This is a genomic window from Shewanella sp. ZOR0012 (genome assembly GCF_000798835.1).
Classification (GTDB): domain Bacteria; phylum Pseudomonadota; class Gammaproteobacteria; order Enterobacterales; family Shewanellaceae; genus Shewanella; species Shewanella xiamenensis.
In genome coordinates, this window is record NZ_JTLE01000094.1 from 2,836,083 (window position 1) to 2,862,474 (window position 26,392).

Below are 26,392 nucleotides of genomic sequence, written 5' to 3' on the forward strand. Positions count from 1 at the left end.
AAGTGTATTGGGAAAACGGCGCGCAGATTATCCCGCCCCATGACTCAGGTATCGCCGCTAAGATTGAGCAGGCGGCAACCCAAGCAATTCCGTTTATGGATCAGGCTGATGCCATCAAGCACGGTAAATTGATTTGGCTTAATGACGATTATTACGAAACCTATCGCCGCGGCGTGATGCACGCTAATGTGCTGCAAAATCACACTGCGCCCGAAAAAGTCAGCCTTGCCTATACCGCTATGCATGGTGTGGGCGCTGAAATGGCTGAAACTGTGCTTAAGGATGCGGGTTTTACCCAAGTCTACTCGGTGGCGGCGCAGCGCGAACCCGATGGGGATTTCCCAACGGTTAATTTCCCGAATCCGGAAGAAAAGGGTGCGATGGATTTAGTCATTGCCGAAGCGAAAAAGCATGGTGCCATGCTTGCCTGCGCCAATGATCCCGATGCCGACAGATTTGCGGTAGCAGTACGTAAGGATGATGGCGAGTATCAAATGCTAACGGGTGACCAAGTGGGTGTGCTCTTTGGTCATTATCTGTTAAGCCATGCGAGCAAGGATCAACGTCTGGTGGGCACGACTATAGTGTCTTCTAGTTTGTTATCTAAAATCGCCAAAGGCTTTGGTGTTGAAAGCTATACCACGCTCACCGGTTTTAAGTGGCTGATGAATGTGGGGATTGCGCAGAGTCAGCCTGAAAATCAATTTCTGTTTGCCTACGAAGAGGCGCTGGGTTACACCGTCGGTAACATGGTGTGGGATAAGGACGGCCTGTCGGCCTTAGTCGCCTTCGCCCAATTAACCGCCGAGCTTGCCGCCAAAGGGCAAACTATTTGGGATAGACTCGAGCAGATATACCGCGAGCAGGGTTTCCATCTCAATGCTCAAGTTAGCATTGCCTTAAAACCCGATACTCCTAATATCGGCGCCTATCTGCGTGAACATCCGCCGCTGGCAATTGGTGAACATGCCGTGGTGTCGACCGATGATCTCAAGGCGTTAGAGCGCCGCTTTGCCGATGGCAAGGTTGAGAAAATCAATCTGCCCGCCAGTGATGTATTAACTTACCGCTTAGCCAATGGCGCGCGGGTGATAGTACGGCCATCGGGCACTGAGCCTAAAATCAAGTGTTACTACGAGGTGGTCGAGCCTATGACGGCGCAAGACACCTTGGCCACGGCGCAAGCGAGAGCGACTAAGGCGATGGAGGCGTTTATTTCAGCCCATCAGGCAAGCCTGCCTAAGTAATCCTGTTATCCTTCGTTAAATAAATTCACTTTCACTCAAAGGCTACTGACATGATGCTGTCAGTAGCCTTGTTTTATTCTTGTTGTCGTCCGCTGGTGATCCACATTTATAACGTGATGAATCATTGGCATTTTTCAACAAGGAGAAAGTGAAAATGTTATCAATTGCACCGTTAGTTTGGGGTGAAATTCCTGTCAGTGATATGGATCGTGCCATCGCTTTTTATCAACAACATTTCGGGGTTGAATTTAAGCGTGATGATATGGAAGACATGCAATACGCCACGATTGAAACAGAGGATGAAGGCGCACCAAGCATTGGCCTCGTTAAATGCAGCATGAGCAAACCGTCGATGGACGGTAGCACTGTATACTTGCATTTCAGCGCTCAATTGCAACCTTTAGTGGATAAACTCGTGGCCGCTAATGTGACTATGCTATTGCCTGTGACACCTATCAAGGATGGTGGTTGTGGCTATATCGCCCTGTTCGTGGATAGCGAAGGCAATAAGATCGGCCTCTGGTCGCAAAACCAGTAATTGAAACCTTGCGGAGTCGTGCTTTGGCACGACTTTTTGCTCTCTGTTTTACATTGATATTTATAAGATATTGTTGGCTATCGGCGTCTGGCTATGCACCTAAAACAATAGATATCAAATGACAGGCCTTAATTAATAACCTTAAGTGATGGTGAAAGTGAACACGACAATGGAACTGGTTTATTTGGCGGCTCAACCTATGCTTGGGCTAGGCACTCGCACCAACAATAGCGCAGAACTGGCGGGCGAAGGTGGCAAGATTGCAGCGCTATGGCAGGCTTTTTTTGAATCTTCACAGCTGACATCTATGCTCGATTCTCCCATGTATGGGGTTTACTACGACTATGAATCCGATATGACGGGAGACTATTCGGTTTTAGTGGGTAAAAGCGTTGAGTCTGTCAGCGAGACCGGCCCATTTACTGCGTTGCAGCTGCGAGAAGGAAACTACCTTAAGTTTAGCGCCGAGGGGGAAATGCCCCACTGCGTGGTTGACCTTTGGGGACAGATTTGGCAGTACTTTAGTGCGCCTGATTGTCCGCACCAGCGTGGTTACCAAACGGACTTTGAAGTCTATCTAAGTACTGATAAAGTCGAGATTTATATTGGGATTGTATAGTTTTAAACGATAAAAGCAGGCAGATGCACTATCGCTTGGGCGGGTAAGCTTTAGCGGTTAAGATCCCTAAACTTTCGCAGCGAAGCCAATTTGAGGTGTGATTACTGTCCATGCGCCGTGCCGACCGCCTATTTCAAATAGTGCAAATTCTTAAACATCGACGACTGACGACCGCCCAAGAGCTGGCGGATCGTTTAGAAGTCTCGACGCGCACGGTTTATCGCGATGTGCAGGATTTGTGTTTGAGCGGCATTCCCATTGAAGGGGAGGCGGGCGTGGGCTATCTCTTACGCCACGAAGTGAATGTGCCGCCACTGATGTTTAACGAGGCCGAATTAGAGGCGATTCAAGTCGGCATGCGCATGGTGCAAACATGGGGCGGCAAAGAGCTCGGCAGTGCGGCGCGCCAGGCGATGATAAAAGTGGAAGCCGTACTACCTAAGCGTTTGCAAGCCTATCAATCCTTGATGTTCTCGCCGGATTTTTATTTAGATTCCAACGAGTTTCAGTTTCTCGATCCGCTGCGTAATGCGGCCCAGCGCCGTGAGTACGTCAAACTCTTCTATCAAGATGTGAATAAAACCCTGACAGAGCGCGAAGTGCGGCCGCTCGCCATCTATTTTTGGCGCGGCACTTGGACCTTGCTGACCTGGTGCGAATTACGCCAAGATTTTCGCAACTTTCGGGTCGATCGTATCACAGGATTATTAAGGCTTAACTGCCATTTTGAACCGACGCCGGGACAGGAGTTAGAGGATTATATTTGCCTGATGGAAAGCCAGTCTTAACATTTGCGGTGATGGTGGTGTTGATAGAAAGCGATGGAATACCTCATTGAGTGAGGAAAGCATTGTTTATATCGTTAACCATTCAAAGGAACTATGGTTCTAACCCAATGGTTTTAGTCAATATTGACTAACTCAACGCTTTGATTTATAAGGTTGTTATAGATTTTCAATTTATGTTTAATGGCGTAAAAGCCATCTCAGCAGATCCAGCGTTTAGCATATATGTACAATGTGGTATTTGGATATTTTACCCTGCACGGCTTATAAGGGCATGTTTGCTTGGTTTGACTCACAAAACGCATAAATGTTGTGCTGTACATACCTACGAGATCTATCCTTTCTGCTAAAATTTAGCGGGAAGGATAGCTTTGATATAGCGTAATGAGCATATATGATGACATTTCAGCGTTTTAGTCTGTTCACTTTGCTGTTTTGTATTGGAATATGGACATATATACCAAACTCATATGCTGTTGATACTTTTATTATTAATCCTCCAGAATCAAATAATGACCATAGATACCAATATACTTATGATCTGTTGACATTAATTATTGAAGCAACAAACAATGATTTTGGTGTTGGAACAATACAGATTTCTGATGTTGTCATGAGTCGTAACCGTATTTTTAGAGGATTATTAGAAGGTAAAACAGTCAACGTTATTGCTGAAGCATCCAATTCTCAGTGGGATGAACAGTTAATTCCAATAAAAATTCCAATCCGGAAAGGTATTCAGGGTTTTAGAGTATTTATTATCAAGAAACAAAATTTACCCATTATGGCCAATATAAATACATTGGCACAGTTAATAGCGTTAGATACCGGTTCTGGTAGCCAATGGTCAAGTAAAGCGGCCATGCAAAATGCTGGATTTAACGTTATTGAAAGTATTCAATATGATAATTTGTTTAATATGTTATCTATGGGGAGATTTATTACTTTCGGACGAGGTGTTAATGAGGCTTTTCAAGAGGTTGAACAGTTTAAACAACAGTATCCCGATCTCGTTGTTGATGATAATATTTTACTGCATATACCACTTGCAACTTATTATTATGTTGCACCAAATCAGCCGCGTTTAGCCACAAGAATACAAGAGGGACTTAAACGAATAATTGCTAATGGAAAGTTTGATGAATTATTTTATCGGCGGCATTGCGAATTTTTGTTAAAAAGTAATATTAATCATAGACGAGTTTTTAAAATTAATAACCCACTCACTACTGAAGCAGAAATGACATCAATTGTTGGTAAGGACTTTTTGCTCGAACCAAGTAGTGATTTTTCGACGTTATGTGAGAAGTACCATTAATCCCATATTTAATGGGAATATTAAGTTTTTCATTATCAAAAAAGTTAAATAGTTGTTAGCTGATCTGTGTGTGCTATTGATGGTTTACTTTCTTTAAAGAGGATTGGATTCTGTAACCAGATTAATACTGTTAACTGTATAGTAGATAAAATTTTTTCTTTATCCTCATTGCTAGCTATTGCTGTTTTGTTGGAGCATCATTATGCTAATTTCTGTTGTATTTTCACTGATTTGCACTATGAAGTAGTTGCTAGAGGAAATGATACGTAAGATGTCGAGACAGTTGTTGAGCTCCTCGACGCTGCATTTGCAGTGATGTGTCGGTGAGCAACCAATCGATCCTCTTAAATAGCAGTGAACCTGGTCGTGTCTGTTGGGATATCAATAGCGATATTTAGGGGGGAATCGTTGTTACTACAATCATTGGCAATCGCTAATGAAGATGGTTAAACAGTAATCGTAAGTCGTATTAATGAAAAACGCTGCGGAGGCGCTATGTTGAAAATTAGTTCTAGCTTATTGATGTGTTTGGTGTTGTTTGCTTGTAGTTCTATGCCGAAAGATTGGTCTGGAATGTCCGCCGATGAAATATCTGCTTGGAAGTCGGCAGGTTTTAGTTCTGAAGTTGCTCAAAAGTGGCATCTTAGTGGATTTGATGCAGCGCAAGCGTCTGACTGGAACAAGGCTGGATTTAATCTAAAGGATGCGATGGCGTGGGGAGCACAGAAATTTGCCCCAGAAGAAGCTAAAAATTGGCGCGATTCAGGCTTTGACTTAGACGATGCTATTGAGAGTCGTAATAAAGGTTTGACCCCAATTAAACGTAATTAACCGCCTAAAATTACTGCAAATGGACGCATCATTTTGCGTCCATTTTTTAGCCCAATATCCTAATCAGGATGATTAATGATTACTTGTTTATCATTGGGTTCACGGGAGTTAAGCGCTAGCTATACTGCCAACAGTCATTCCTTTGATATCTGCAAAGGTTTCATCTTTTCACTTGTAACTCGTTTTGTGGGTCTCGCTTGCTTAATCTGCCAGCTGCAACTTAGTGAGTTCTGCGCCAGCGATAGCACTTAAGTGCTGAGTGATTTTCTCAATCGGCCAATCCCACCATGCAATAGCAACGAGCTTATCTATCACAGTTTGCTCGAATCTTAGCTTAATAATGGTGGCAGGATTACCACCCACAACAGCATAGGGCGGTACATCTTTGGTGACGACAGATTGGCTCGCGATAATCGCGCCATGGCCAATCTTCACCCCAGGCATGATTGTGGCATTATAACCAATCCAAACATCGTGACCGACACAGGTATCGCCCTTAAAAGGAAAGTCTTCTGGCTTAGGTGTTGCCTTCTCCCAGCCATTACCGAAGATATAAAAGGGATAAGTGGAAAAGCCAGACACTGAATGATTGGCGCCATTCATGATGAACTTAACGTCCCTTGCAATGGCACAAAATTTACCAATAATCAGTTTATCGCCAATAAAGTCAAAGTGATAAAGTACATTCGATTCGAAGCGCTCAGGCCCTGCCGGATCGTCATAATAGGTGTAATCGCCGACGATAATAGTGTCACGGCTAATAAAGTTCTTCAGAAACCCCACCTGAGGAAATCCTTTTAAGGGGGATTTGTCATTCGGGTTAGGTCCCTGTTGGGATGGGGAATGCGTCGGCATCTTTGCCTCCCTTATTATTTAATGGCTAAGAATTCAGTTAAGAGCATGAAAGCCGTCAAACCTCTGTTTAATGGTTTTACTCACAATAGGCCGCTTCCCTTGCCAATATGGCATGTTTACGGGTTTCACCCCAGCGATAGCCGCCAAGTTCACCACTTTGGCGTAGCACTCGATGGCAAGGGATAAGTAATGCCACCGGATTGGCACCAATCGCCGTACCGACGGCGCGTGAGGCCTTAGGCTTGCCAATGGCCTTGGCAATATCTCCGTAGGAGGCGACCTCTCCCTTAGGTAAATTCAGTAGGGCGCGCCACACGTTAAGTTGAAAATTAGTGCCTTTTACCCAGAGTGATAACGGGGCTGGCTCGCCTTGGTGTATAGCCTGAGTATTAGGTGCTGTTAAATTAACCTCTGCGGCACTCGAGCCCGCAAAGTACTGGCTAAAGAGGTGATCAATTAAGCTTGCTGTTTGCGCTGTGTCCTCATAAATGGTGGCCTGACTCCAGCTTTGCTTTAAACGTTTCAATGGCGATTGAATTTGCTGCATATCGACAAAATCAAACTGGCAAATGCCCCGGGCCGTTTGGGCGATAAAGGCCAAACCAAAGGGCGTGGAATGATAGCCATAGGCAATGCTGATCCCTAAGCCTTTTTGTCGATATTCGAAGGGGGTGACCGCCTCGAGTTGCACAAAATGATCGTATAAGCGCGAGCCACTGCTCAGGCCTAGCTCATAACTGGCACTCAAGGTCGAGTGAGACGGCTGCTGCAATAACTGTTTTGCCCGCTCAAGGGTTAAGGCCTGCAAGTAACGTTTGGGAGTGATCCCAGCCCAGCGACTAAAGAGCCGCTGGAAATGGAATTCACTTAAATGGACGTGCGCCGCAATCTCCGCCAGTGAGGGTTGATGACCCACATGCTGACGAATAAAGTCAATGGCACGCGCAATTCGCTCGTAATCTTGGGTCATCGTTATCCATTCCCTAGGTTTTACAGATGGACACACCACCATCGACCAATAAGGCTATCCCTGTGGTAAAACTGGCCGCATCGGAGGCGAGATATAGCGCCGATTGGGCGATTTCCGCGGGATCTGCGAGGCGCTTGAGGGCATGAAGATTCTTCACAAAGGCCATGGCCTCTGGAGTATTAGCAAACTCCCGCCCCATGGGGGTATCTGTGCCGCCTGGTAATAGCGCATTGACCCTAATGCCGCGTGCGCCGTATTCAACGGCCAAGGATTGGGTTAAGCCAATCATCCCCGCTTTACTCGCCGCATAGGCCGCCGTTTGCGGAAAGCCTATGGTATAGCCAACAAAGGAAGATGTAAAAATAATCGACCCTGCGCCACGTTTAAGCATTTGTGGTAATTGATATTTTGCCGCTAAAAATGCACTGGTAAGGTTGGTTGTTAGGGTGTTTTCCCATTCGGCACGGCTAAGCGCATCCGAATCTACGCCTAACTCACCATTAATACCGGCATTATTAAAGGCGATATCCAATCCACCATACTGCTCAACGGCAAGTGCCACTAAATCACTGGCATACACCTCGTCGGTCACATCGCCCGCCAGATAAACCGCTTCACCGCCTTGAGTGATGATCTCATCCACCAATGAGGCCAATATGGCGCCGCGACGCGCCCCCAGTACCAGTTTTGCGCCTTCACGGGCAAAAAGTTTTGCGGTGGCATAGCCAATCCCCGAACTTGCCCCAGTAATGATTGCGACCTTTCCCTGTAACACTGCCATAGATATGTCTCCATTGATTGCCTCGGCCAATATGCGCCGATAGAAACATAGTGAAGGGTTAGGGGATGCAACTCGACCCGAATCTTGCGCTTTTACACTTGGTTGCTAACGTCGTGAAAGTTGGGTGGATTATTACTGAGTTTTAGGCAACGCCAGCGGCATAAATCAGTAGCAAAGACAGCGGGACGGAAACAACACCGATTAAGCGAAATTGATTCTTAAACGCTTGGGCTGACCATAGGGCAAATTTACGATGTTTACTCGGCGGCGTGCATGCCAAGCCTATTCCCACACAGAGTAAGACAATGCCTATCGCCAAAAAGATCTGTGGAAATCGGGTATCGGCGCAATATTGGATAAAAATCAAACCCGCAATAATTCGGCTAACCACTTCAGCAATATGGAAGTAGGGCTGCTCGCTAAATGCAATGATACCGTTAGCGAAAGCCGCAGGCTTAAAGACCATTACAAGGCTAAAAAACAGCATCAATAGGCCAAAAGCCGCAATAAAATACATCGTCATTCCTTGTATTGGTTCTTATCTATTTGGCATGGGAAAGCGTGAGTGGCTGCGCTTTATCTACTTTAACTTGAGTCGTAATTGTTCTATTTGCCTATCGATAGACGCAACCTGTGTATCAGCTTGCTGCGCCACCGCCGACATTTCTTGTGCCAAGCTTTGCTCCCAAGTCGCACCCGCAAGATTGTTATTGGCGTAACTTCTATCGTTTCTCAGCTCGACAATACGTTTATCCCTTTGGTCGATAATGAGTTTTCGGTCGTTCTCTAGTTTAGTGATTTCACGGCTAATGCGTTGTTTATCAATAAAATCGGTTATTTCTTGTTTTTTATCCGAGTGAGTAACAGCGTTTGCATGGGCAATATCAGGGCCTTTAACGACGCTACCGACGCCGCTGAGATCTACGGGTTGGCTATTTTCATCACAGGGATCGGCCTGATATTTTCCATCGGCACATTGGTATACGGCGGCATTGGCCGAAAAAGGCAGGATAAGTGTCACTAGCAATAATGATTTTCTGTCCATAGAACACCCCATTGTTGATTTTGGCTAGATTACTCTGTCGTGGTGTAAAAACCAACAGCGAGGTCATGGGGTTTCACCCCACAGCCTAATGCCGTTAAGCCGTTGGTATGGCAGATGGTTTGTTATCAACAATTAAGGCATTTCAAGAAGTTAACAATGGGTGTCTTATTAAACAGTTGTGGAATCATTCTTCTTTAAATTATTTAAAAGCAAAGTCAAAGTCGTGGGGCTTCACCCCACACCCGACCAAGAGGGGATCAACAGCAATTCCCTCTTGCCTCTTTTTAACAAGAGTCCTTGCCGCCCCCAACGGAGTTGAAAGCCCCTTGTGCTCATTGACAAATTTGCTATCGCTTCCGAAGGATGCGCTTTACATCCATGTAAAGCGCCCAGTTCGGCAGTCCCTAGCTCTCGCTCATAAGCGCGAAAATCACCGATTTTCATTCGCCCCTGCACCTGCGAAAGCTAGCTCTGCATCTGATAGGCAGGATGCCTGAATGTTGTGAAGTGCAAGGATGCACGCGAACGACCATGCCGAGACTCACGCAATTTGTCTATTCGCCCTGCGGCAACTCCGAGGGGAGGTGAACTCCTTCCGCTTTTGTGTTGTTTGCAAGTCATGCAAAGCAAACCGAGTAATGCTTACAACCACTTTTAGAAATTTAACAATGGGTGTCTCGTTAAGCTTCGATACTTACAACCACTTTTAGCAATTTAACAACGGGTGTTTCATTAAGTTCTAAAAATGTTGAATTTGTGAGTCTAACATCATAAAAATGCTAGCAAAAAACAAGATGTTGACGTTATCATTGTGTTAGATGAGAACAACTTTGAGTTATTTATGCTTGAGCAAATTTCAAATTCCATTAAAGCTACTCTATATGACAGAGTATCAAGTCCGTTATCGAGTAGCTTTATAATTTCTTGGTGTTTATGGAACTATAAAATTTTAATTGTTTTATTCTCATCAATGAAGCCATATGAAAAATACAATGCAATTGATATTTTAGTCAGTACAACAGTTTTACAAACAAGTTTTTATGAGCCTCTTGGTTATTGGTTAACAAATGGAGTTGCTTTTCCTTTTCTGTCTGCATTGGCTTATATATACATATATCCAATACCTGCGAAGATTGTTTACAGACATCATTTAGAAGTTCAGGATGATTTAAAGAAAAAAAGGAATGAAATTGAAAACAACGAATTATTAACTCTTGATGACTCTTTGATTTTAAGGCAGGAAATTTTAGGTAAAGATAAGTATTACATTGAAGTTATTAACTCAAAAAATAAAGAGATAGAAAAGAACGATTCAGACATAAAGACATTACTATCAGATTTAAGTGATATCAGAGTCAAAAACAAAGAGTTGCTAGATAAAATGTTGGAGATTAATAATTTAATCCAACAAAAGGAAAGCGACTTTAAGACACTGGAAGAAAAATATAAGTTAGTTGAAAATGAAAACGATGAACTTAAAAATAATGTTAAGTCTCTTGGGTCAACTCTGAACGCATATAGAGATATGCAAGACTCAGAAGACAAAATAAAAATGCAGCATATCAAGTACAAAAAATTGCACTTCAAAAATCAGCTTTCATTTGAAATTTTTTCAACGATAGTTAAAAACGCAAATGAAAGAGGGGATGGTACAATAATGGAGCGTGAAATCTATAAGTATGTTGATGCTAATAAATGGAGTGCGATTGCTGTTGATGCAGCAATGAATTCGATAAAAGACAATGGGTTAATTAGAATTTTTCCAACATCCAAAACAATAAATTTAACAGACAAAGGCAAGGAAGTTGCAGTAAACTGCGGCTTAGCTTAACAGTTATTAGAGTCGTACCCGTTAACGAGTACGCTTTTCTCCCGCCTAAAATCCCCGTATACCTATAAGCGCACTTAGCCAACGCTGTGAAGCGTAGGCACGTAACCCACCGTGAGGCGCTTATAGTCTGCCGTGAGGCTGCGTATCCCAAGGGGGAAAACCATGCTTAACTTTTTTTACGATTTCTGTCGGTGTTATCTATGCCGCTAATCGCGTTATTTCTGTTCACCATTTGATTGGTTAAGGGGTGAAACATGCGCACAACAGTTAAACTCCCATCATTTTCAAACGTTGCCGCAGATTACACTGAAATTTGCTAAGCCGAATTCCATTGCGGACGTGACCTTCGATGATATGGATATCATCGCAGAGCCGCCATGGATGGCTTCACGGCGTGTCACGGAAGCAATGGAATTCGGCGTGTCCGTGACTAGCTCAGAAGTGCTTGGATCATCTTTCTATTCTTAACCTAACATTCCGCCATTCTAGTTCTACAAACAAAAACAGCCGCAAAATATTTGCGGCTATTTTTGATTAACATGCTGTATTTAAATGATATTTAAAGCTTACGCCAACTCACTCGCTATTCATTGACCATAGCTAATAGCGCAGGTAAGAACTCGTTATCCAATGCGGCAATTTCGCCTTGCTCGATAAGCACTTGATTTAGAATCTCATGGCTAGTCAAGGGATTAGCTAATACCACGCGAAACACCACTGTGGGTTGTCTAAAGTAGCGTGCGGGTTGAATGCGGGTGCGCGAGACAAAGGATTTACCCTGTTCGCGCTGGTGTTTTTGAATAAATTGGGTCAGGCCATCGAGCAGCTCATTAAAGCGAGCGAGTTTGGTCCTATCGCCTTGTTCAATCGCCACTTGCATTGCCGCCTGCACATTCGCTGGCACATAACGATAGGTGAGCAGGCACAGCTCTGGCGCGGTGACTAGCTCAAAGTCTGGATGTGCGTCGATTTGCTCGGCAAAATAACGCGCTTTTTCAAGGCTGTTATTGATCAGGATTTCGTAACCATCGCGGCCAATAATCTGCAAACAGGCATGCACTAACATCGCCATGCCGGGGCGTGAGCCTTCAAGCGTTTGGCTGCCTAAATCCTTAGAGCCTCGGCGCAGAATATATTCGGCGTGGTGGGCAATCGCATGGGCAAACTCAGGGTTTTTAAATAACACCATGCCCGCGCCCATGGGGACATACATTTGCTTATGGGCATCGATCGTGACTGAATCTGCGAGTTCAATACCATCGAGCAAGTGACGGTATTTATTGGATAATAAGCTAGCGCCGCCCCAAGCCGCATCCACATGGAAGTGGCAGTTTAGCTCACTTGCTAAGGCGGCAAGTTCTCGCAGTGGGTCGATATTGCCCGTCTCGGTGGTGCCTGCCACCCCAACAATCGCCATGATTTTGATGCGTTTATTCGCCAGTTCGGCTGCGACTTCGTGCATTTTGGCAACGTCGACTTTGTTATTACCATCGGTTGGGATGCTGATGATATTGTCGCGACCGATACCGAGCAGATCGACGGCCTTACCTAAGGAGTAGTGGCCGCGCTCGGAGACCAGAATCGCTAAATCATCGAAGCCATAGTGGCGCAGCGCCTTGATTAAGCCTTCGCGGGTCACGCCTTTAAAGTCGCCATCGGCCTTGAGTAATTGGTTGCGGGCAATCCACAGGGCGGTGATGTTAGCCACAGTGCCGCCTGAGCAAAATGCGCCGAGGGAATGGTTGGCGCTGTGCATCCAATTACGATAAAAATCATCATTTTGAGCGTAAATCAAATGGTGCATCATGCCGAGCACTTGGCGCTCAAGCGGGGTAAAGGCTTTGGAGGTTTCGATTTTGACCAAGTTTTGATTCAGCCCCACCATCATCTTCGACAGTGGCAACACGAAATAGGGCAGTGCCGAGGTCATATGGCCGATAAAACTGGGCGCCGCTGTGTGCACCGAATGCGCCACCAAGTTTTGCATGATTTCGTCGGTGTAGTCGGAGACAAAACGCGGCTGGCTTGGAATTTCAAAGGCTTGAAAATCGGTTTCGATTTCGGAAAGCGGCTTTTCCAGTGCGGCAATGCTGTCACCCAAAAAACCGGCTAAGTCCTCGGAAAGCTTCTGCTCGATAATGCTTAAGGTGGATTCCGCATCTTCGGGCACAGTGAAAATCCGCATTAGACTTTCTTCAGATGCGATGGCTTGGCGAGGGAGTTTTTGGGTCATGGGGCTTGCCGTCTATTAATTCTTATAGTGAAACCGCAAAGGTGATTAAGAGTATAACCAAATACATGGCGCTTAAACCCGTTTACGGATTACCAAAAAGGGAGCTCACTTTACTGCAAGGCCTTTTAGGCATCAAGCAATAAAACACCGCCTAAGTCTGTGCTTGGGTTATAGAATAAACAAAGGCGCTATAAATAGCGCCTTGGGTGTGTGTTGTTGGTTATCTAAACATTGTCTGTACGCTAAGGTAAAGTTAACGCTTGCCCAGCATCAAGACGGCGCCAATATTACGGGCGGTATTGATTAGATTGGTTTTGGCATTCGCCAGCACATCGTCCAGCGGACTTAAGTGTGGAATGATGGGGAAAATCGCCGCCATACCTTGCTCGAGCACGGCATTGGCATTGTCGCCAAGGCAACCCGCAATCCCGATAGTCGGAATATTTTGCAGCTGCGCTTGCTTTAAGACGCCCATCGGGGTTTTGCCAAATATGGTCTGGCCATCGATTCGGCCTTCGCCTGTGATAACAAGATCCGCGCCGCGAATTTTGTCAGCCAGTCCTACTGTTTGCATCACAATCTCAACACCGGGTTTAAGCTCTGCGCCTAAAAAGGCCATTACGCCGAGCCCCATACCACCCGCCGCGCCCGCGCCAGCCTGGTTGCGGTGATCGGTTACACCACTTTGGGCGATCACATCGGCATAGTGACTCAGGGCCGAGTCTAAAATGCTCACCATCTCTGGCGTTGCGCCTTTTTGCGGGCCAAATATGGCCGAGGCACCACGCTCACCGCACAGGGGATTATCAACATCGCAGGCCACTTCAAAGGTACATTCCTTCAGCAGTGGGTGAGCGTGGCTTATATCGATACTGGCAAGCTGAGACAGCGCCGCGCCGCCCGCACTTAAGGTTTTACCTTGTTTATCCAGTAGTAAAATATCCAGCGCTTGGGCCATACCTGCGCCGCCATCATTGGTTGCGCTGCCGCCTAAGCCTAAAATAATGTGTTTTATCCCGCGATTGAGCGCATCACAAATCAGCTCGCCCGTACCATAACTGGTGGTGATCAGCGGGTTACGCTGATCCCTTGGTACATGGTGCAAACCCGAGGCGGAGGCCATTTCAATCACCGCAATCGTGCCTTTGGTTTGCTGGCCTAAAATGCCGTAATGGGCTTTGACTTTATGGCCGAGTGGCCCCATGACCTCTAAATTGACAATGCTGCCGCCAGTGGCATCGACCATCGATTGCACTGTGCCTTCGCCGCCATCGGCAACGGGGATTTTGACAATCTCACAGTCTGGGATCACTTGTGTTAAGCCTTGTTCGATTGCGTTAGCCACATCGAGTGCGCTTAAGCTCTCTTTAAAGGAATCGGGGGCAATAACTATCTTCATTCAAAATCCTACAGCTTTTTGGGCGCTTGGTTGCGTCCAAGGACAAGATAACAGCGGCTTAGAGCAGCACTAAGCTTAGTACATACACGGCCAGCATGGAGGTGACACCTTGGATAAGGGTCGCCATGGTTTGGGCTTTATAGGCTTGTTTGACGCTCATGCGGCTAAATTGAGTCACCACCCAGAAGAAGCTGTCGTTAGCGTGGGAGACTGTCATGGCGCCGGCACCAATTGCCATTACGGTTAACACGCGGCCCATTTCGCTGCCAAGACCGATATCGCCCAGCATTGGGGCGACTAAGGCTGAGGTTGCCACTAAGGCAACGGTGGATGAACCTTGAGCCGATTTTAATGCTGCGGCGACGATAAAGGGCATGAAAATCCCAACGCCGAGTGCTGATAATGAGCTGCCTAAAAAGTCACCAATAGGTGTGGCTTTTAACACGGCGCCGAAGGCTCCACCGGCACCGGTGATCAAAATAATCGGTGCTGCGGCGACTAAACCTTGGCTAATACGCTCGCTAAACTCGGCAATCTTGTTATCGCTTTTCAGTAACAGCAGTGACAGGAATAGACCGATAAGCAGGGCGTTAACGGGTTGACCAAGAAAGACTAATAGGCTGAATAGGCCTTCTTTGCCCAGTGGTGCAGACGGGAAGTTAGCGATAGAACCTAAACAAATTAAGAGGATAGGCACAAAAATCGGTGCAAATGCCTTTAATGGGCTAGGGAGTGTGCCGTAGCTTTGTTTTAAGGTTTCAAAATCAGCAGCTTGAGCTTTGAGTTCTTCCGCGCCTTCGCCATCGGGTTCAACCCCTGCAAAGCGGTTCGCCCATAGCATGCCCGCAAGTGCGGCAACGGCGGCAACAAATAAACCAACACCAATCACTAGGCCCAAGTTGGACTCTAAACCTAAGTTACCTGCTGCGGCGATAGGGCCAGGTGTAGGCGGTACAAAGGTGTGAGTAGCATAAAGACCTGTCGCTAACGCCACGCTCATGGACACGCTCGAAACCTTCATGCGGTTCGCCATGGATTGTTTAAGCGAGTTTAAGATCACGAAGCCTGAGTCACAAAACACCGGAATCGACACTAAGTAGCCGATAATCGACATAGTGAGTGTTGGGAAGCGTTTACCCAACACTTTAATCACCACATCTGCCATGGTAATGGCGGCGCCACTCTTTTCGAGGATGATGCCGATAATGGTTCCGAGCACGATCACCAGACCGATATAGCCGAGGATATTGCCAAAGCCAGTGGTGATGGTTTTAGCAATATCGCCACTCGGTAAACCATAGGCGAAGGCGCCAATAAAGGCGGCCAGAATTAAGGTTAAAAACGGATGGAGCTTAAATTTTGAGGTCGCGATAACAATAAATGCAATCACGCCGATGAGGATGAGCACTAAGTTCATAGATTGTCCCGTTCAGTCTTGGCTGAAGTTCTTAAGTGGTTCTGGCTGTTTTTGTAGGGCGCGGCGGTTATCTGATCCTAAGTTCAAATAAAGGCTGCTTTAAGGTCAGCCTATTATTGAATACTGCGAATTGAATAGCTTTGGTTAAACTGACGGAATTACGGCATAAACAGTCCATTATTTTGTGCGTGTGCACAAAATAATGCGTGTGACTTCGAATGTAATAGCAGAAATATTGTTGCGAGGGGTTGGTAAACCTGCGGTTTACCAACCTTAAAAGTGTAGCGTTTAATATCTTGAGTTATTGACGACGAATAAAAGACTCAACATAAGCCGCCGTTCTAGCATTAAGTATCGGATCGGCTGAGGGGGCAATGCCCTTAGGTAATAACAGTGGGTTAAAAATGCCTTTATCACACTGTTGCACTTGGGAGTCGCTATCGCGGTCCCCGTTAATCACCACTTGGCCGACCAGTAATCGCTTACGAGTCTCAGGCCAAATCACCGTTGGATTATTAATGTCATCACCCGATTCAGCCAGTTGAATATAGAGGTTCCATTGTGCTGGCTGGGTGTTTATACGCTGGAGTAATTCTGCCTTTAAAAAATCATCACCCAGATTAGCCAGTTCGCTGGCAGAAAGGGCTGCTGTACCGGCTACGGGTTCAAAAATCCATTTACCCGCAACGCTGTTATTTTGCTTGTCGGTAAACAAAAAGCTGTTTACGCCAAAGTAGCGACTATTGGCAAAGCTGGGGCTGGGTGGCAGTTGTTTTACATAGTCGAAAAAGGCTTTGGCGTCGGGCTTATTATCGATAAGCCATTGTTTACCTTCGGCGCCTTGTTTCACTTTGGTCTGAAAGGTAAAAAAATCATCCAGATTACTAGCAAAGAACACTGGCACATTGGTGGTGACAAAGTTCAGGTTTTCTTTATCGCCATCAATTTTGAGTGACATAAAGCGCCCAGGGGTTTTGTCGGAGATTTGAGGATTGGTGCCACCAAGGGAAAAACGAGCAGTAACCTTAATTTGGCTTTGATTAAAGAACGGAATTGATAGTGAATCTTGTAACTCTGGGTTGGGCGCAAAATAGCCCGAAGTACAAAATCCTTTAGTGTGATTACGCAGTTTCACTTTTTTGCCGGCTTCGCGACTCGCCGCATCCGGCGTGCCATTGACTGCATCAACCAGTTCGGGAATGGTTTTTTCAGCGGCGATTAATGTGGGTGAAGTTAGTGCTAAGCCTGTGATGATGCAGGCTTTGGCAAGTAAAGTCAGTTTGAATAGGGTCATTGTCATTCCTTCAATGGACTGTAACGAGCGTTCGAAATGTCGACGCGAGAGAGTTATCCAGAGATATAGGACAGGAGATACGGTATAAATCTTTCACCGAATGTATTGCTTACTCAATAGTGTAGTAATAGTGCAGTAAATGAGGTTAGCTTGAGACATGATTGCGATATCCATTGATTGCTTAAGCCACGAGAGTTAAATACTCAGTCGTTGAATTCGGTGGCTAAAGGAGCGTCTGGTTAAACAGAGGCCGCTACTTTGGGCTTGCAGAAGTATCAAGCAGTTGTCCCAGATACAGACTTAATAAGCCGTGTAAGGATTGAATATCAGTTTTGGTTAATTGCTGAATTTTATCTAGACGATATCTTAAGGTATTACGGTGGATAAACAGGGCATTGGCGCATTGCTGCGCATCACCAAAGTGGGTGATGTAGGCGGCTAAAGTTTTACGTAATTGGCCATTTTTATCGGCCTGCGTTAGTTGCTGATAGGGACTTGCTAGCGCTTGGCCGCGCCAGTCATGCTTGAGTCCTGAGAGCAGCACTTGTAAGGAATAATCCTCAAATAGGTATTTTGTGCCTTCAGGGTTGAGCTGTTTACCTAAGCTCAACGTTTCTTGCGCGGTTTGATAGGAGCGTGCAATCCCACCTTTTACGGGAAAAAAGTGTCCCAAGGCAATTTTAAAATTTAAGTCCATCTGCGCAGGTAATCGTTGCAATAACTTATCAATACGTTGGTTTTCAAGCTCGGGATCCCATTGTTTTCCATCTAGAAAAGCGGGTTTTAGGATCACCAGCTGTGACATGGAGGTCATAGCAATTAGGTTGCCGCGGTCGGGATTTTGCAGTAGATGCAATACTTGCTTGAGGGTTTCGCTGACTCTGGGATTGCGCTCATCACCACCGCTTAGCTCGTTATCTGTTGATGTGTTTACCTGCGATATCATTTTGTAGATGGCGGAGGGTTGTTTTTCACTCACTTCAATAATGGCGGCCACTCGTGGTAGCGTGATATCAATATCGAGCTGCTTGGCCCAGCGATGCAATTGCTCATCGTCATCGGTTTGTGCCTTGATAAGTTGCAGAATAAATTCTTCACGCTGGCGGTTTTCCCATTGCAATTTATCCTGTTGATTGGCTTGCTCGACAATCATCTCGGCGGTCATTTTTAGCAGCTCGCCGTAGTGGGTTAGTTCTGCCGGGTCGCCAGTAATGCCAATCACACCAATAATTTGCCCTTGGTAATGCAAAGGTAAGTTGATGCCGGGTTTTACGCCATGAAGACCGGAGGCGACTTCTTCGCTCAATTCCACATTGCGATTTTGCGCTATGGCTAATAATGCGCCTTCGTGGACTGAACCCATTCGTTTGGGATCGCCTGATCCTAAAATCACCCCCTGACCATTCATCACATTGATATTGTGTCCGATGATTTTCATCGTACGACTGACAATTTTTTTGGCTATGGCGGAATCGAGCAGATACATGGTCTGTGCCTATTTCAATTAAGCATTTAATAATGCCGCGATACGTGATCTTATCTTAGGTATAAGCACTCGTTCAAATTCGGGATGCTGTTTTAGCCAAAGGTTGTTTCGAGGGCTAGGGTGGGGCATGACCATCAATTGCGGCCAATACAAGGACCATTGCTCAATCGCTTGGGTTACTGTGACTTTTGGGGGCGACAATGGTGTCGATAACGTTAAGTCCGGTGAGGTTAACTCCCTGCATGCTGTACTAAGACGAGCCTTAACACGTGGCAGATGGTAATCAATTGCATATTGGCCAAGGACGAGCACTAACTCTACCTGTGGCATCAAGGCTAATAACTTTTCATGCCAAGTCGTGGCGCACTCTGGGCGCGGCGGCTTATCACCTTGCTTTTTACCGTTTCGTTCAATGGTTCCCGGAAAACAAAACCCCATCGGTACTATGGCGAACAGGGCGGGATCATAGAATTGTTCTCTGCTGACATTAAGCCAAGTGCGCAGACGCTCGCCACTGGCATCATCGAAGGGAATGCCCTTGTGGTGAGTTTTTACACCGGGGGCTTGGCCCGCAATTAAGATCCGTGCTTGGCTACTGGCTTGCAAGATAGGTTTTGCTGGCAGTGGAAGCTCGGCCTGACACAGTTGGCAGGCGCGAATTTGCTTGAGCAGTAAATTGAGTTCGGTTGAGCAAGCGGGCTCGATACTTGGGTGTGGGGCGGTTGTCATCGTTAAGCCCCTAGTTTGCTCAATAGATGATAGAGCCAATAACCAAAGAGTGCATATGAGGCGGCTAATACAAGATAACTCAATTGCTTAGCACCCAAGGATTTAGTGGGAGTTTTGGCATGAGAGGCTAAAGCAATATGGGCCAAGATGATGGCAAATAGAGCGCAGGGCGGCAGTAGATAACTGATGCCGAGAATCAATAAGGCGCCAAGACTCAGTAGCCAGCCCGCATGTTGATTGCTGGGCTGATTAAGTTGGCGTAACTGCAGCGGCAATAAAATCAGCCCAACGCCTACAATGATCATCCCAAGATTGAGTGCAAAGTCGCTCCAAGTGCGGTGTTCATAAAGGGTAAAGGTAAAAGCGAGCAGTGGTACTATCAGTGCGGTTAGTACGTGGCGTTTGGCAAAGATGGGATTACGATACTGACCCGCAAAAAAGAACAGTCCTTGCATTAAGCTATTGATCAGGGTAAATCCACCCAGACCGACGATGATAAATAAGCTTGCTGTGCCACCGCTGGAATCAAATGCCATGGCCGGGGTAGAGAACAAACTTAAGCCTATCAAGGCGGATACAGGCGATAAACGCCAAAAAGAACAAGTGAAGGACGACATCTGATATCCACTGAAAATTAACGGGCTGAATTAACATCCGCTAAAGTGCTTGTAAACTCAAGGAATACCTTATTTTGAGTGCGAGTTTTGCCCCAGATTCTGATCTTATTCAAGATTTTGTGGGTTGGAATAGCGAGATGTTGTAACAAAAGTGCGGTGAGTTTTTGTATAGTTTCGCGAGCACGAGCTTGCCAGAACGAATAATATTTACTCTCGAAACGTCAACACGCTCTCATAAAAAAGCCCGCAGAGCGGGCTTTTGACCATCAATAAACGCAGATTAGAGCTTGTAGCTCATGCTCAGCATTAGCATTTGTGCGGTGTAGTCATGGTTGTTAGTACCAAAACCTACGACGTTCCAAATGCCATCAACGGCGATATCATTTGCGGCGTCATTGTCCTTATAGTTCTCAACTTTGTAATCGAAGCGCAGCGCGAGTTTTTCGGTGGCTTGATATTGAGCATATAAGTTAATGTTATGTACTTTGGCAAAATAATCGCCATAGTCGCCAGTGATACCTTGTCTGACTTGAGTGTTACTGTCGGAGTTGGAATAGGTGTAATCCAGTCCTAGGCGTAACTTGTTCTCCAGCAGGTTGTTGTAGCTAATACCTGCACCGACCACATCTACTTTGTCTTCAATAAAGCCAGTCCATGTTGGGGTGCTGTAATTGTTGCTACCCGCCTGTTCAGACTCAATGATTTGGTAGTTGTAGAAGGCGGTTGCCAGTAAGTCAGCGGTGATCATATAGCTGATATTGGCATCATAACTGGTGTCTTTTGACTCAGTTAAGCCAATCACAGTATCGGTATAATCATCGAGCGCGTAACGGGCACCAACATCGATGGTCAGGCTTTCAAGCGGCGAATGGGTGATGCGCGCTTCGACTTGGGTTCTGTCACGGTCAGCCAGATTGTACTTACGTAACAGGCTGTTGGTTTCAGAAGAAGTCCATTCAGATGCTTGGTATTGTGAGCCGTCACGTTTTCCGTAACTGCCTTTTACCCACATGTCCCACATATCGAAGCTATTGACGCGTAAACGAGCCCAAACGGTATTTTCATCCGTGGTTTCACGGTCTTGATAATCACGTTGGTCACGTTTGAAGTCATAACCACCATCAAGTTTAATATCGCGGGTAATACGATAATCTGCCGCGACTTTAAAGCGTTGCGTACGATTATCATAAGGCGTGTTATAAGCCACCTTACCGTTGACATTGTTGATGCTGATCTGGGTCCATTCTTCAACTTGGGTATTATTGTCACGGTCGTAATAATCGTAACTACCTGTCAAGCGAAGATCTTTGCTGACTTTGCTAACGACTTTAAGGTTCATGCCCAATAGATCGACTTTTGCATCAACCGCATCACTTGTTAGCTGGCTGGAATAACGATAGTTATCCGTTACTAACGCCTGATCTTGGCTCATTTGTCCAGTAAGAATACGACCCGATAGGGCGTTACTGCCATCGTTGTACTGTCCCATCAATGACACTGTGTGTGCCTGATTATCGGGATCAAGCGCCAACGTACCTTGGGTTTGGGCACCAAAGGTAGGATTGAATGCACTATCAAAGTCCAATTGGTTGTATTCGTTTTTGAATATAGACCCATTGTAACTGAGCGCTGTGAACCAACGATCACCCTTGAGTTTGACACCCGCTTCAATGGTGTCAGTAGTGTAATCCACTGGCTCTGCTAACATCATCGATTGGTTGAAGAAGCTACCAGAGGCTTGTTTTAAGCCAGTTTTTTCTTCACGCATGTAGTTAACATAGGTGCTCCACAGGGATTCGCCTTGATATTCAAATCCCAATCCCGTGCGTTCACGTTTAAGTGATAATTCGAGGGCATTGAGGCTATCCATCAACAATGGCATTTGGCTGCTTGAACCAGCAGTTACCCAGTTATCCGGTAACGTCAGGTTATTGCCACCAATACCCGCGTAGGGCGATAGGGCGCTATTGCTGTCGTAGGTTGCAATTTGGCGATAGTTTACATTGACGTTGTACTGGCCTTGTTTGCCCGCATTCACATCTAAACGACCGCCATCCATACCGAGTTGATAAGCTTCAACACTGGCACGGTAACCTTTTTCACCTTTAAAGCTTAAATCGGCATCAAATTTGCCCGCAACTTCATTGGATGTCCCAAAGGCATTGGCGGAGCGAATATCCTCTTCACTGTTATAACCGACACCGACACCCACAGTGCCAGATGTGCCGGTTTCAACCACGCAGCCTTTGCAGCTCCATGCGGATAATTTCACTTTATCAGTATTGGCATTAGCAAGACCATAACCATCAGCGGCTACGGCAAAGCCAGTGTTGGCTAATAACGCTAGAGTGATCAAATTGAGTTTAAATTTCATTTTCTCGTCTCCTTAGCGCTGTAATAGCTTGCCAGATGGATGGTTAGAACCATGGACCTGACTATGGCAATTTAAGCAGCTTCTTCCACCCGTAAAGGCATTGTCACCGACATTAGAACCTAAACCAGTGTTACCTAAGTAAGCATTGCTGGCGTGACCATCGCTAGCATGACATTGCTGACACAGCTGCGGCGCGCGGGTTTTCAGCATGGCATCATTCACACTACCGTGAGGATTGTGGCAAGTGACACAATTCTCAGTGACGGGTGCATGCTCCCAAAGTTTTGGGCCGCGTTTCTCGGCATGACAGGAATAACAGGTATCATTAACACTAGGCTTGTTAAGATCGGAATCTGTCATGCTCCCATGGGGATTGTGGCAGTCGCTACAGGTCATTTGGGCCCATTTGAGTGGATGACTTGAGCGTTTATTCATATCCGCTTTTTGCTTAGTGTGGCAGCTAGTACAGACTTCCATCTCAGTGTTTTTAGATAACACAGGATCTTTAGCTACGTGTACTTGGTGACAAGAAGCACAAGCAACATCGGCGTTGTCATGGTGACCGCCATTCCAAGACATACGTTTATCATCTTGGTGACAGCTCATACATACGCTGTTTTGCTTATCGGCACTTAAGGTTGATTGCTTACCAAAAGTGATCATCGGCTCGTTGCCGCCTTTGTTGTGCTGACCCATTGGGCCGTGGCACGCCTCACATTGCAGGCCAGCCATGGGGCTTTTTGACGAATCAATCGCGCCGTGGACACCTTTGAAAAGGTCCATCACTTTTTCAGATTTTTTATGGCACATGATGCAAGAGTCTGCACCTTTAGGGGAGTAGTTGCCTTCGGCAAACTTCTTATCCAAGGTCGCTTCGACTTGCTCAGGGGTCATTTTTTCATCCCACTTCGACGCGTAAGCGTTTGGTGTGATGCATAAAGACATAACTGCTGACATTGCCATTGTAATGACAAATGCCGGCAGTAGATTTTTCATTTTGTGACTGTTCTTCATAATAGGCTTCCCAATTTGTCCCAACAAAATTCAAGAAAGGGGGAGCGAACTCCCCCTGCTTGGGCAAATTACATTTTCACTTGAGTGTGATCTGCAACTGTTGGGGTATGGCAGTAGAAACAGGTTTCTGACTGTGCCGCTTGGTTGGCTTGAGTATAATCACCGTTCACAATCGCACCCATATTTTCTAAGCCGTGGCCAATAGATTCTGGCGCGTGGCATGAAGTACAAGTTGCTGTGATTGGGGTGGTGTATTTACCTGCAGAAGTAGCCAATGCACCTTTCACTTTAAACGCATCTAAGTTGAAGTCGTTGTGGCACTGAGTACATTCTTTGATCACGCCTTGCTCACCGTGAACCACGTGTAGTTTCATTTCGAAACCACCTTTGTTAGCACCGTTTGCATAGGTACCATCTGGTGTGTGACAAGCAACACAAGCATCAACACCCACGATAGGCTTACCGTTTGCGTCTTTGGCATGTGATAGCTGCTCTGTCATCACAAAACCGGCATGTTGTTTGCCTTTGTGAATTTGAAACTCAGCAGAGTGGCAATTGGCACAGGCTGTCATGTTAACTGAATCAACGTGGCGAGTACTTGGCGCTTTACCTGACAAAGTTGCAAAGGCTAAATCCGCTTTCATGCCGGTATACTTTGTTACATCAACACCATCAAATGCTGAGTCCGCACAGTCTACAAATTTACCTTCACTAGAACACATTGACCAACCCACAAAGCTAAATGCTGTGTCGCTGTCTGCGCCGTTTTGGCCAAGTTTGAGGTCTTTAGTAGTGGTATAAACCAGTTTGCCAGCATCATTGATAGTAGCTTTTGGATCAAGAGCTCCATTTTTGATTGCAAAGATTGAATCTTTGCCGCTATAACCTAAGGTCACATTATTAGGGCCAACGTTGGTGATGATCTCTAGACGTTGCACTTTAGGTAGGATGGTTTTGATATCAACCGCTGCACCGCTTGCATCTACAACTTGAATACTAATAGTAGCTGCTTTAGTTTCGGTATTAATTGTCGAGCTAGCCTCAATACCGTACTTATTAATCAAGTTCTTAGTTGCGGTGGTTTTAGCTGTATGTAACTCGGCTGTCCAAGTGCTGTTATGGCAGGCGATACAGTTAGAGTTATCGAGTTGTTGAGAGTGGCCTTTACCCGCAGCAAAATCCACAGTGCTATGACAGCTTCCACAGGTTGCGGCAGTTGGAATACGTGACCAGTTGCCCCAATCAGGTGTTGCTTCATTTTCAGTGTGACAGCTTTGGCAGCTTTCTAATGAGCCTAAGGTCAGGTCTTTATGCTTGGCGTGAACTAGAGCATTAAACTCTTTACCTACGCCCACTTTGCCTGCGGTGTGGCACGTTGCGCAGTAGTTAACATCTGAATACGCACCACCATGTTTAACCTGTGCTAAGTCTTGGTGACAAGTATTACAGCTTTCAGTGGCAACGATTTTACGGCTATAACTAGGCTCGGCACCTGTGTCAGCGGTAAAGTCTACAAAAGCGTTGCTGTTAGGCACTAAGGTGCCATCTGGTAGTGGCGTATTGTAAGCGCGGATTAGCACACGTTGAGCCAACTGGTCGTTGTAGGTGATCTTAGCATTGGCAGTTAAGTTCATCTTGAAGGTATAGCTGTAGTGGCCGTTCTTCTTGTCAACAAAAGTACCTGGGCAAGTTGAAGCGAGATCACAGGTTTCATCACCAAAGTATTGCCACTGAGAGGCATTACCGGCACCTGTAGTGCCTTGAGGAAGTAATTGAGCTGCTGCAAAACGCATTTTTTGCAGACCCACGACCGGTAAATCGTCTTCGTTGGTGACAGTGAATTCAACACTAGGTACACCGTTAGTCACAACCGATTTGTTGAATGTAAAATTGAGCTTTTGAATAGCGGGAGCTGGCTCTCCACCAGGTTCACCGGGTTTACCATCGTTACCATCGCTACCACCACAGCCTGTTAAGGCCATAGTGACGGCACTTGCTGCAAGCAGCAGTGCGAATTTTGATTTTTTTGCGTTCATCATTTTTTTCCCTGCATAGGTTTGGCATTACTTAAGTGCTTGTCTTCTTCACCCGACAGATTCTTTGTCTGTGCTTTGGTCTTGAAGGCAACCTAAGTGGATGCTGGAAATAGAATTCCCCAAGGAAAGGCTAACCTAACATGCCTCTAAAATCTTCTAAGCCTTTGCTAATGTGTGACTTGGATCTTTCTATTTCTAAAGAGGTAGTTAAACCACAGGGGAAAAACAAATTTAGATCAAAAAAACGGCGGATTGTGAAGCTAAAATAAAAAAGAGAGAGGGGATACCTCTCTCTTTTTGTTCTTGCTCTCTATTGAGAGAATAACGTCGACTTAGTTACCGTGAGCTTCCATCAATTGTGATGGAGTATGGCAAGTCGCACAGCTTTCAGAGGCACGAGTTTGAACATCTGCTGCACTTGAGCCATTTAAGATACCGCCATTAGTCTCGATGTGCGATTTAGCAGCGTCAGACAGATATTTCTGGTGACAACTTAAGCATGCACCAGCATCGGAAGATACCCAAATTTCTGCACCGTTGTTGTTAATATCACCAAAGCGCCATGCACGTTCTGGTGATCTGCCTAAAGCAATACCTGTTACAACGTTTGATTTATCTGCAGTATGACATGTTGCACAATCGGTTTTTAGTACAGTACCAGATTGTACGCCTGCATATTTCAGATAATGTCCTTCACGCTCGTGCGCTTTCCAAGCAAAGCTGGTTGGTATCTTACCGCCTGGATAGGCCGCATCATTTTTCAGGGTTTTGTCCGATGTATGACAAGTTTGGCAGTTGACGCCATTGTCATAATGGTGGATTACTTGATTATGACAACCTTGACACTTAGCTGGGTCAATGATTTCACGGCGTACACCTGGTTTAGCACTTTGGTCAGCAGCTGTTCCGTTCCAAACAAAATGGAATGGAGCTTCTTTGATCATAACTTTACGTACATTGGGTGTAGAGCAAT

At 45.8% G+C, this 26,392-nt stretch carries 23 protein-coding genes; 7 read left to right on the top strand and 16 right to left on the bottom strand.

Features of this window, described 5'->3' with window-relative positions; genetic code table 11:
• The 6 genes from L976_RS23320 to L976_RS14160 form a co-directional block, all read left to right on the top strand.
• The coding region (locus tag L976_RS23320) for a phospho-sugar mutase (protein WP_047540533.1) at positions 1–1,247 on the top strand (1,247 nt) is incomplete at its 5' end.
• A gap of 154 nt (positions 1,248–1,401) precedes the next feature.
• On the top strand, positions 1,402–1,785 hold the full coding sequence (locus L976_RS14140; RefSeq protein ID WP_047537673.1) for a VOC family protein: 384 nt from the start codon (positions 1,402–1,404) through the stop codon (positions 1,783–1,785).
• Positions 1,786–1,954: 169 nt separating this feature from the next.
• Positions 1,955–2,404 (top strand): GyrI-like domain-containing protein, encoded by a 450-nt coding sequence (locus tag L976_RS14145; RefSeq protein WP_047537675.1) that lies wholly within the window; start codon positions 1,955–1,957, stop codon positions 2,402–2,404.
• Between the two features lie 110 nt (positions 2,405–2,514).
• Entirely contained in the window at positions 2,515–3,192 is a 678-nt protein-coding gene (locus L976_RS14150) for a helix-turn-helix transcriptional regulator (RefSeq protein WP_047537676.1), read from the top strand.
• A 391-nt stretch (positions 3,193–3,583) separates the two neighbouring features.
• Positions 3,584–4,507, top strand: coding sequence for a hypothetical protein (locus tag L976_RS14155; protein ID WP_047537678.1), 924 nt, complete (start codon positions 3,584–3,586; stop codon positions 4,505–4,507).
• 495 nt (positions 4,508–5,002) lie between these two features.
• Positions 5,003–5,338 (top strand): hypothetical protein, encoded by a 336-nt coding sequence (locus tag L976_RS14160; protein WP_037417103.1) that lies wholly within the window; start codon positions 5,003–5,005, stop codon positions 5,336–5,338.
• A 201-nt stretch (positions 5,339–5,539) separates the two neighbouring features.
• Here L976_RS14160 and L976_RS14165 read toward each other — a convergent pair whose 3' ends face one another.
• The 5 genes from L976_RS14165 to L976_RS14185 all read right to left on the bottom strand — a co-directional run bounded on the left by L976_RS14165 (position 5,540) and on the right by L976_RS14185 (position 8,989).
• Positions 5,540–6,193 (bottom strand): Vat family streptogramin A O-acetyltransferase, encoded by a 654-nt coding sequence (locus L976_RS14165; protein ID WP_047537679.1) that lies wholly within the window; start codon positions 6,191–6,193, stop codon positions 5,540–5,542.
• Between the two features lie 76 nt (positions 6,194–6,269).
• Positions 6,270–7,163, bottom strand: coding sequence for a bifunctional transcriptional activator/DNA repair enzyme AdaA (locus L976_RS14170; RefSeq protein ID WP_047537682.1), 894 nt, complete (start codon positions 7,161–7,163; stop codon positions 6,270–6,272).
• Positions 7,164–7,176: 13 nt separating this feature from the next.
• The gene (locus L976_RS14175) at positions 7,177–7,944 is read right to left on the bottom strand and encodes an SDR family oxidoreductase (protein ID WP_047537685.1); all 768 of its coding nucleotides are present in this window, start codon (positions 7,942–7,944) and stop codon (positions 7,177–7,179) included.
• Between the two features lie 142 nt (positions 7,945–8,086).
• Complete coding sequence (locus L976_RS14180; protein ID WP_047537687.1) at positions 8,087–8,461, bottom strand: hypothetical protein; 375 nt, start codon at positions 8,459–8,461, stop codon at positions 8,087–8,089.
• Between the two features lie 63 nt (positions 8,462–8,524).
• The gene (locus tag L976_RS14185) at positions 8,525–8,989 is read right to left on the bottom strand and encodes a hypothetical protein (protein ID WP_011623275.1); all 465 of its coding nucleotides are present in this window, start codon (positions 8,987–8,989) and stop codon (positions 8,525–8,527) included.
• A gap of 841 nt (positions 8,990–9,830) precedes the next feature.
• On the opposite strand from L976_RS14185, the gene L976_RS14195 reads away from it, so the two are divergent.
• On the top strand, positions 9,831–10,820 hold the full coding sequence (locus L976_RS14195) for a hypothetical protein (protein ID WP_156143188.1): 990 nt from the start codon (positions 9,831–9,833) through the stop codon (positions 10,818–10,820).
• A 583-nt stretch (positions 10,821–11,403) separates the two neighbouring features.
• Here L976_RS14195 and panP read toward each other — a convergent pair.
• The 11 genes from panP to L976_RS14250 form a co-directional block, all read right to left on the bottom strand.
• On the bottom strand, positions 11,404–13,053 hold the full coding sequence (gene panP, locus L976_RS14200; protein WP_047537697.1) for a pyridoxal-dependent aspartate 1-decarboxylase PanP: 1,650 nt from the start codon (positions 13,051–13,053) through the stop codon (positions 11,404–11,406).
• Between the two features lie 253 nt (positions 13,054–13,306).
• Positions 13,307–14,452: a glycerate kinase gene (locus tag L976_RS14205; RefSeq protein ID WP_047537700.1), complete on the bottom strand. Its 1,146-nt coding sequence runs from the start codon at positions 14,450–14,452 to the stop codon at positions 13,307–13,309.
• Positions 14,453–14,510: 58 nt separating this feature from the next.
• Positions 14,511–15,869 carry a GntP family permease gene (locus L976_RS14210; RefSeq protein ID WP_047537703.1) on the bottom strand — a complete coding sequence of 453 codons (1,359 nt, stop codon included), beginning with the start codon at positions 15,867–15,869 and terminating at the stop codon, positions 14,511–14,513.
• A 301-nt stretch (positions 15,870–16,170) separates the two neighbouring features.
• The gene (locus tag L976_RS14215; RefSeq protein WP_047537705.1) at positions 16,171–17,163 is read right to left on the bottom strand and encodes a catalase family peroxidase; all 993 of its coding nucleotides are present in this window, start codon (positions 17,161–17,163) and stop codon (positions 16,171–16,173) included.
• Positions 17,164–17,416: 253 nt separating this feature from the next.
• Complete coding sequence (locus tag L976_RS14220) at positions 17,417–18,649, bottom strand: sugar diacid recognition domain-containing protein (protein ID WP_047537708.1); 1,233 nt, start codon at positions 18,647–18,649, stop codon at positions 17,417–17,419.
• 18 nt (positions 18,650–18,667) lie between these two features.
• Positions 18,668–19,378, bottom strand: coding sequence for a uracil-DNA glycosylase family protein (locus L976_RS14225; RefSeq protein WP_052184000.1), 711 nt, complete (start codon positions 19,376–19,378; stop codon positions 18,668–18,670).
• A 2-nt stretch (positions 19,379–19,380) separates the two neighbouring features.
• A complete protein-coding gene (locus L976_RS14230) occupies positions 19,381–19,995 on the bottom strand; it encodes a hypothetical protein (RefSeq protein ID WP_047537709.1) in 615 nt (204 codons plus the stop codon).
• Positions 19,996–20,275: 280 nt separating this feature from the next.
• A complete protein-coding gene (locus L976_RS14235; protein ID WP_047537712.1) occupies positions 20,276–22,369 on the bottom strand; it encodes an MtrB/PioB family decaheme-associated outer membrane protein in 2,094 nt (697 codons plus the stop codon).
• Between the two features lie 12 nt (positions 22,370–22,381).
• Entirely contained in the window at positions 22,382–23,383 is a 1,002-nt protein-coding gene (mtrA, locus tag L976_RS14240) for a decaheme c-type cytochrome MtrA (RefSeq protein WP_037417148.1), read from the bottom strand.
• A 68-nt stretch (positions 23,384–23,451) separates the two neighbouring features.
• Complete coding sequence (locus tag L976_RS14245; RefSeq protein ID WP_047537715.1) at positions 23,452–25,422, bottom strand: OmcA/MtrC family decaheme c-type cytochrome; 1,971 nt, start codon at positions 25,420–25,422, stop codon at positions 23,452–23,454.
• A gap of 329 nt (positions 25,423–25,751) precedes the next feature.
• Positions 25,752–26,392: multiheme c-type cytochrome (locus tag L976_RS14250; RefSeq protein WP_443018548.1), on the bottom strand; the 641-nt coding region annotated here is incomplete at its 5' end.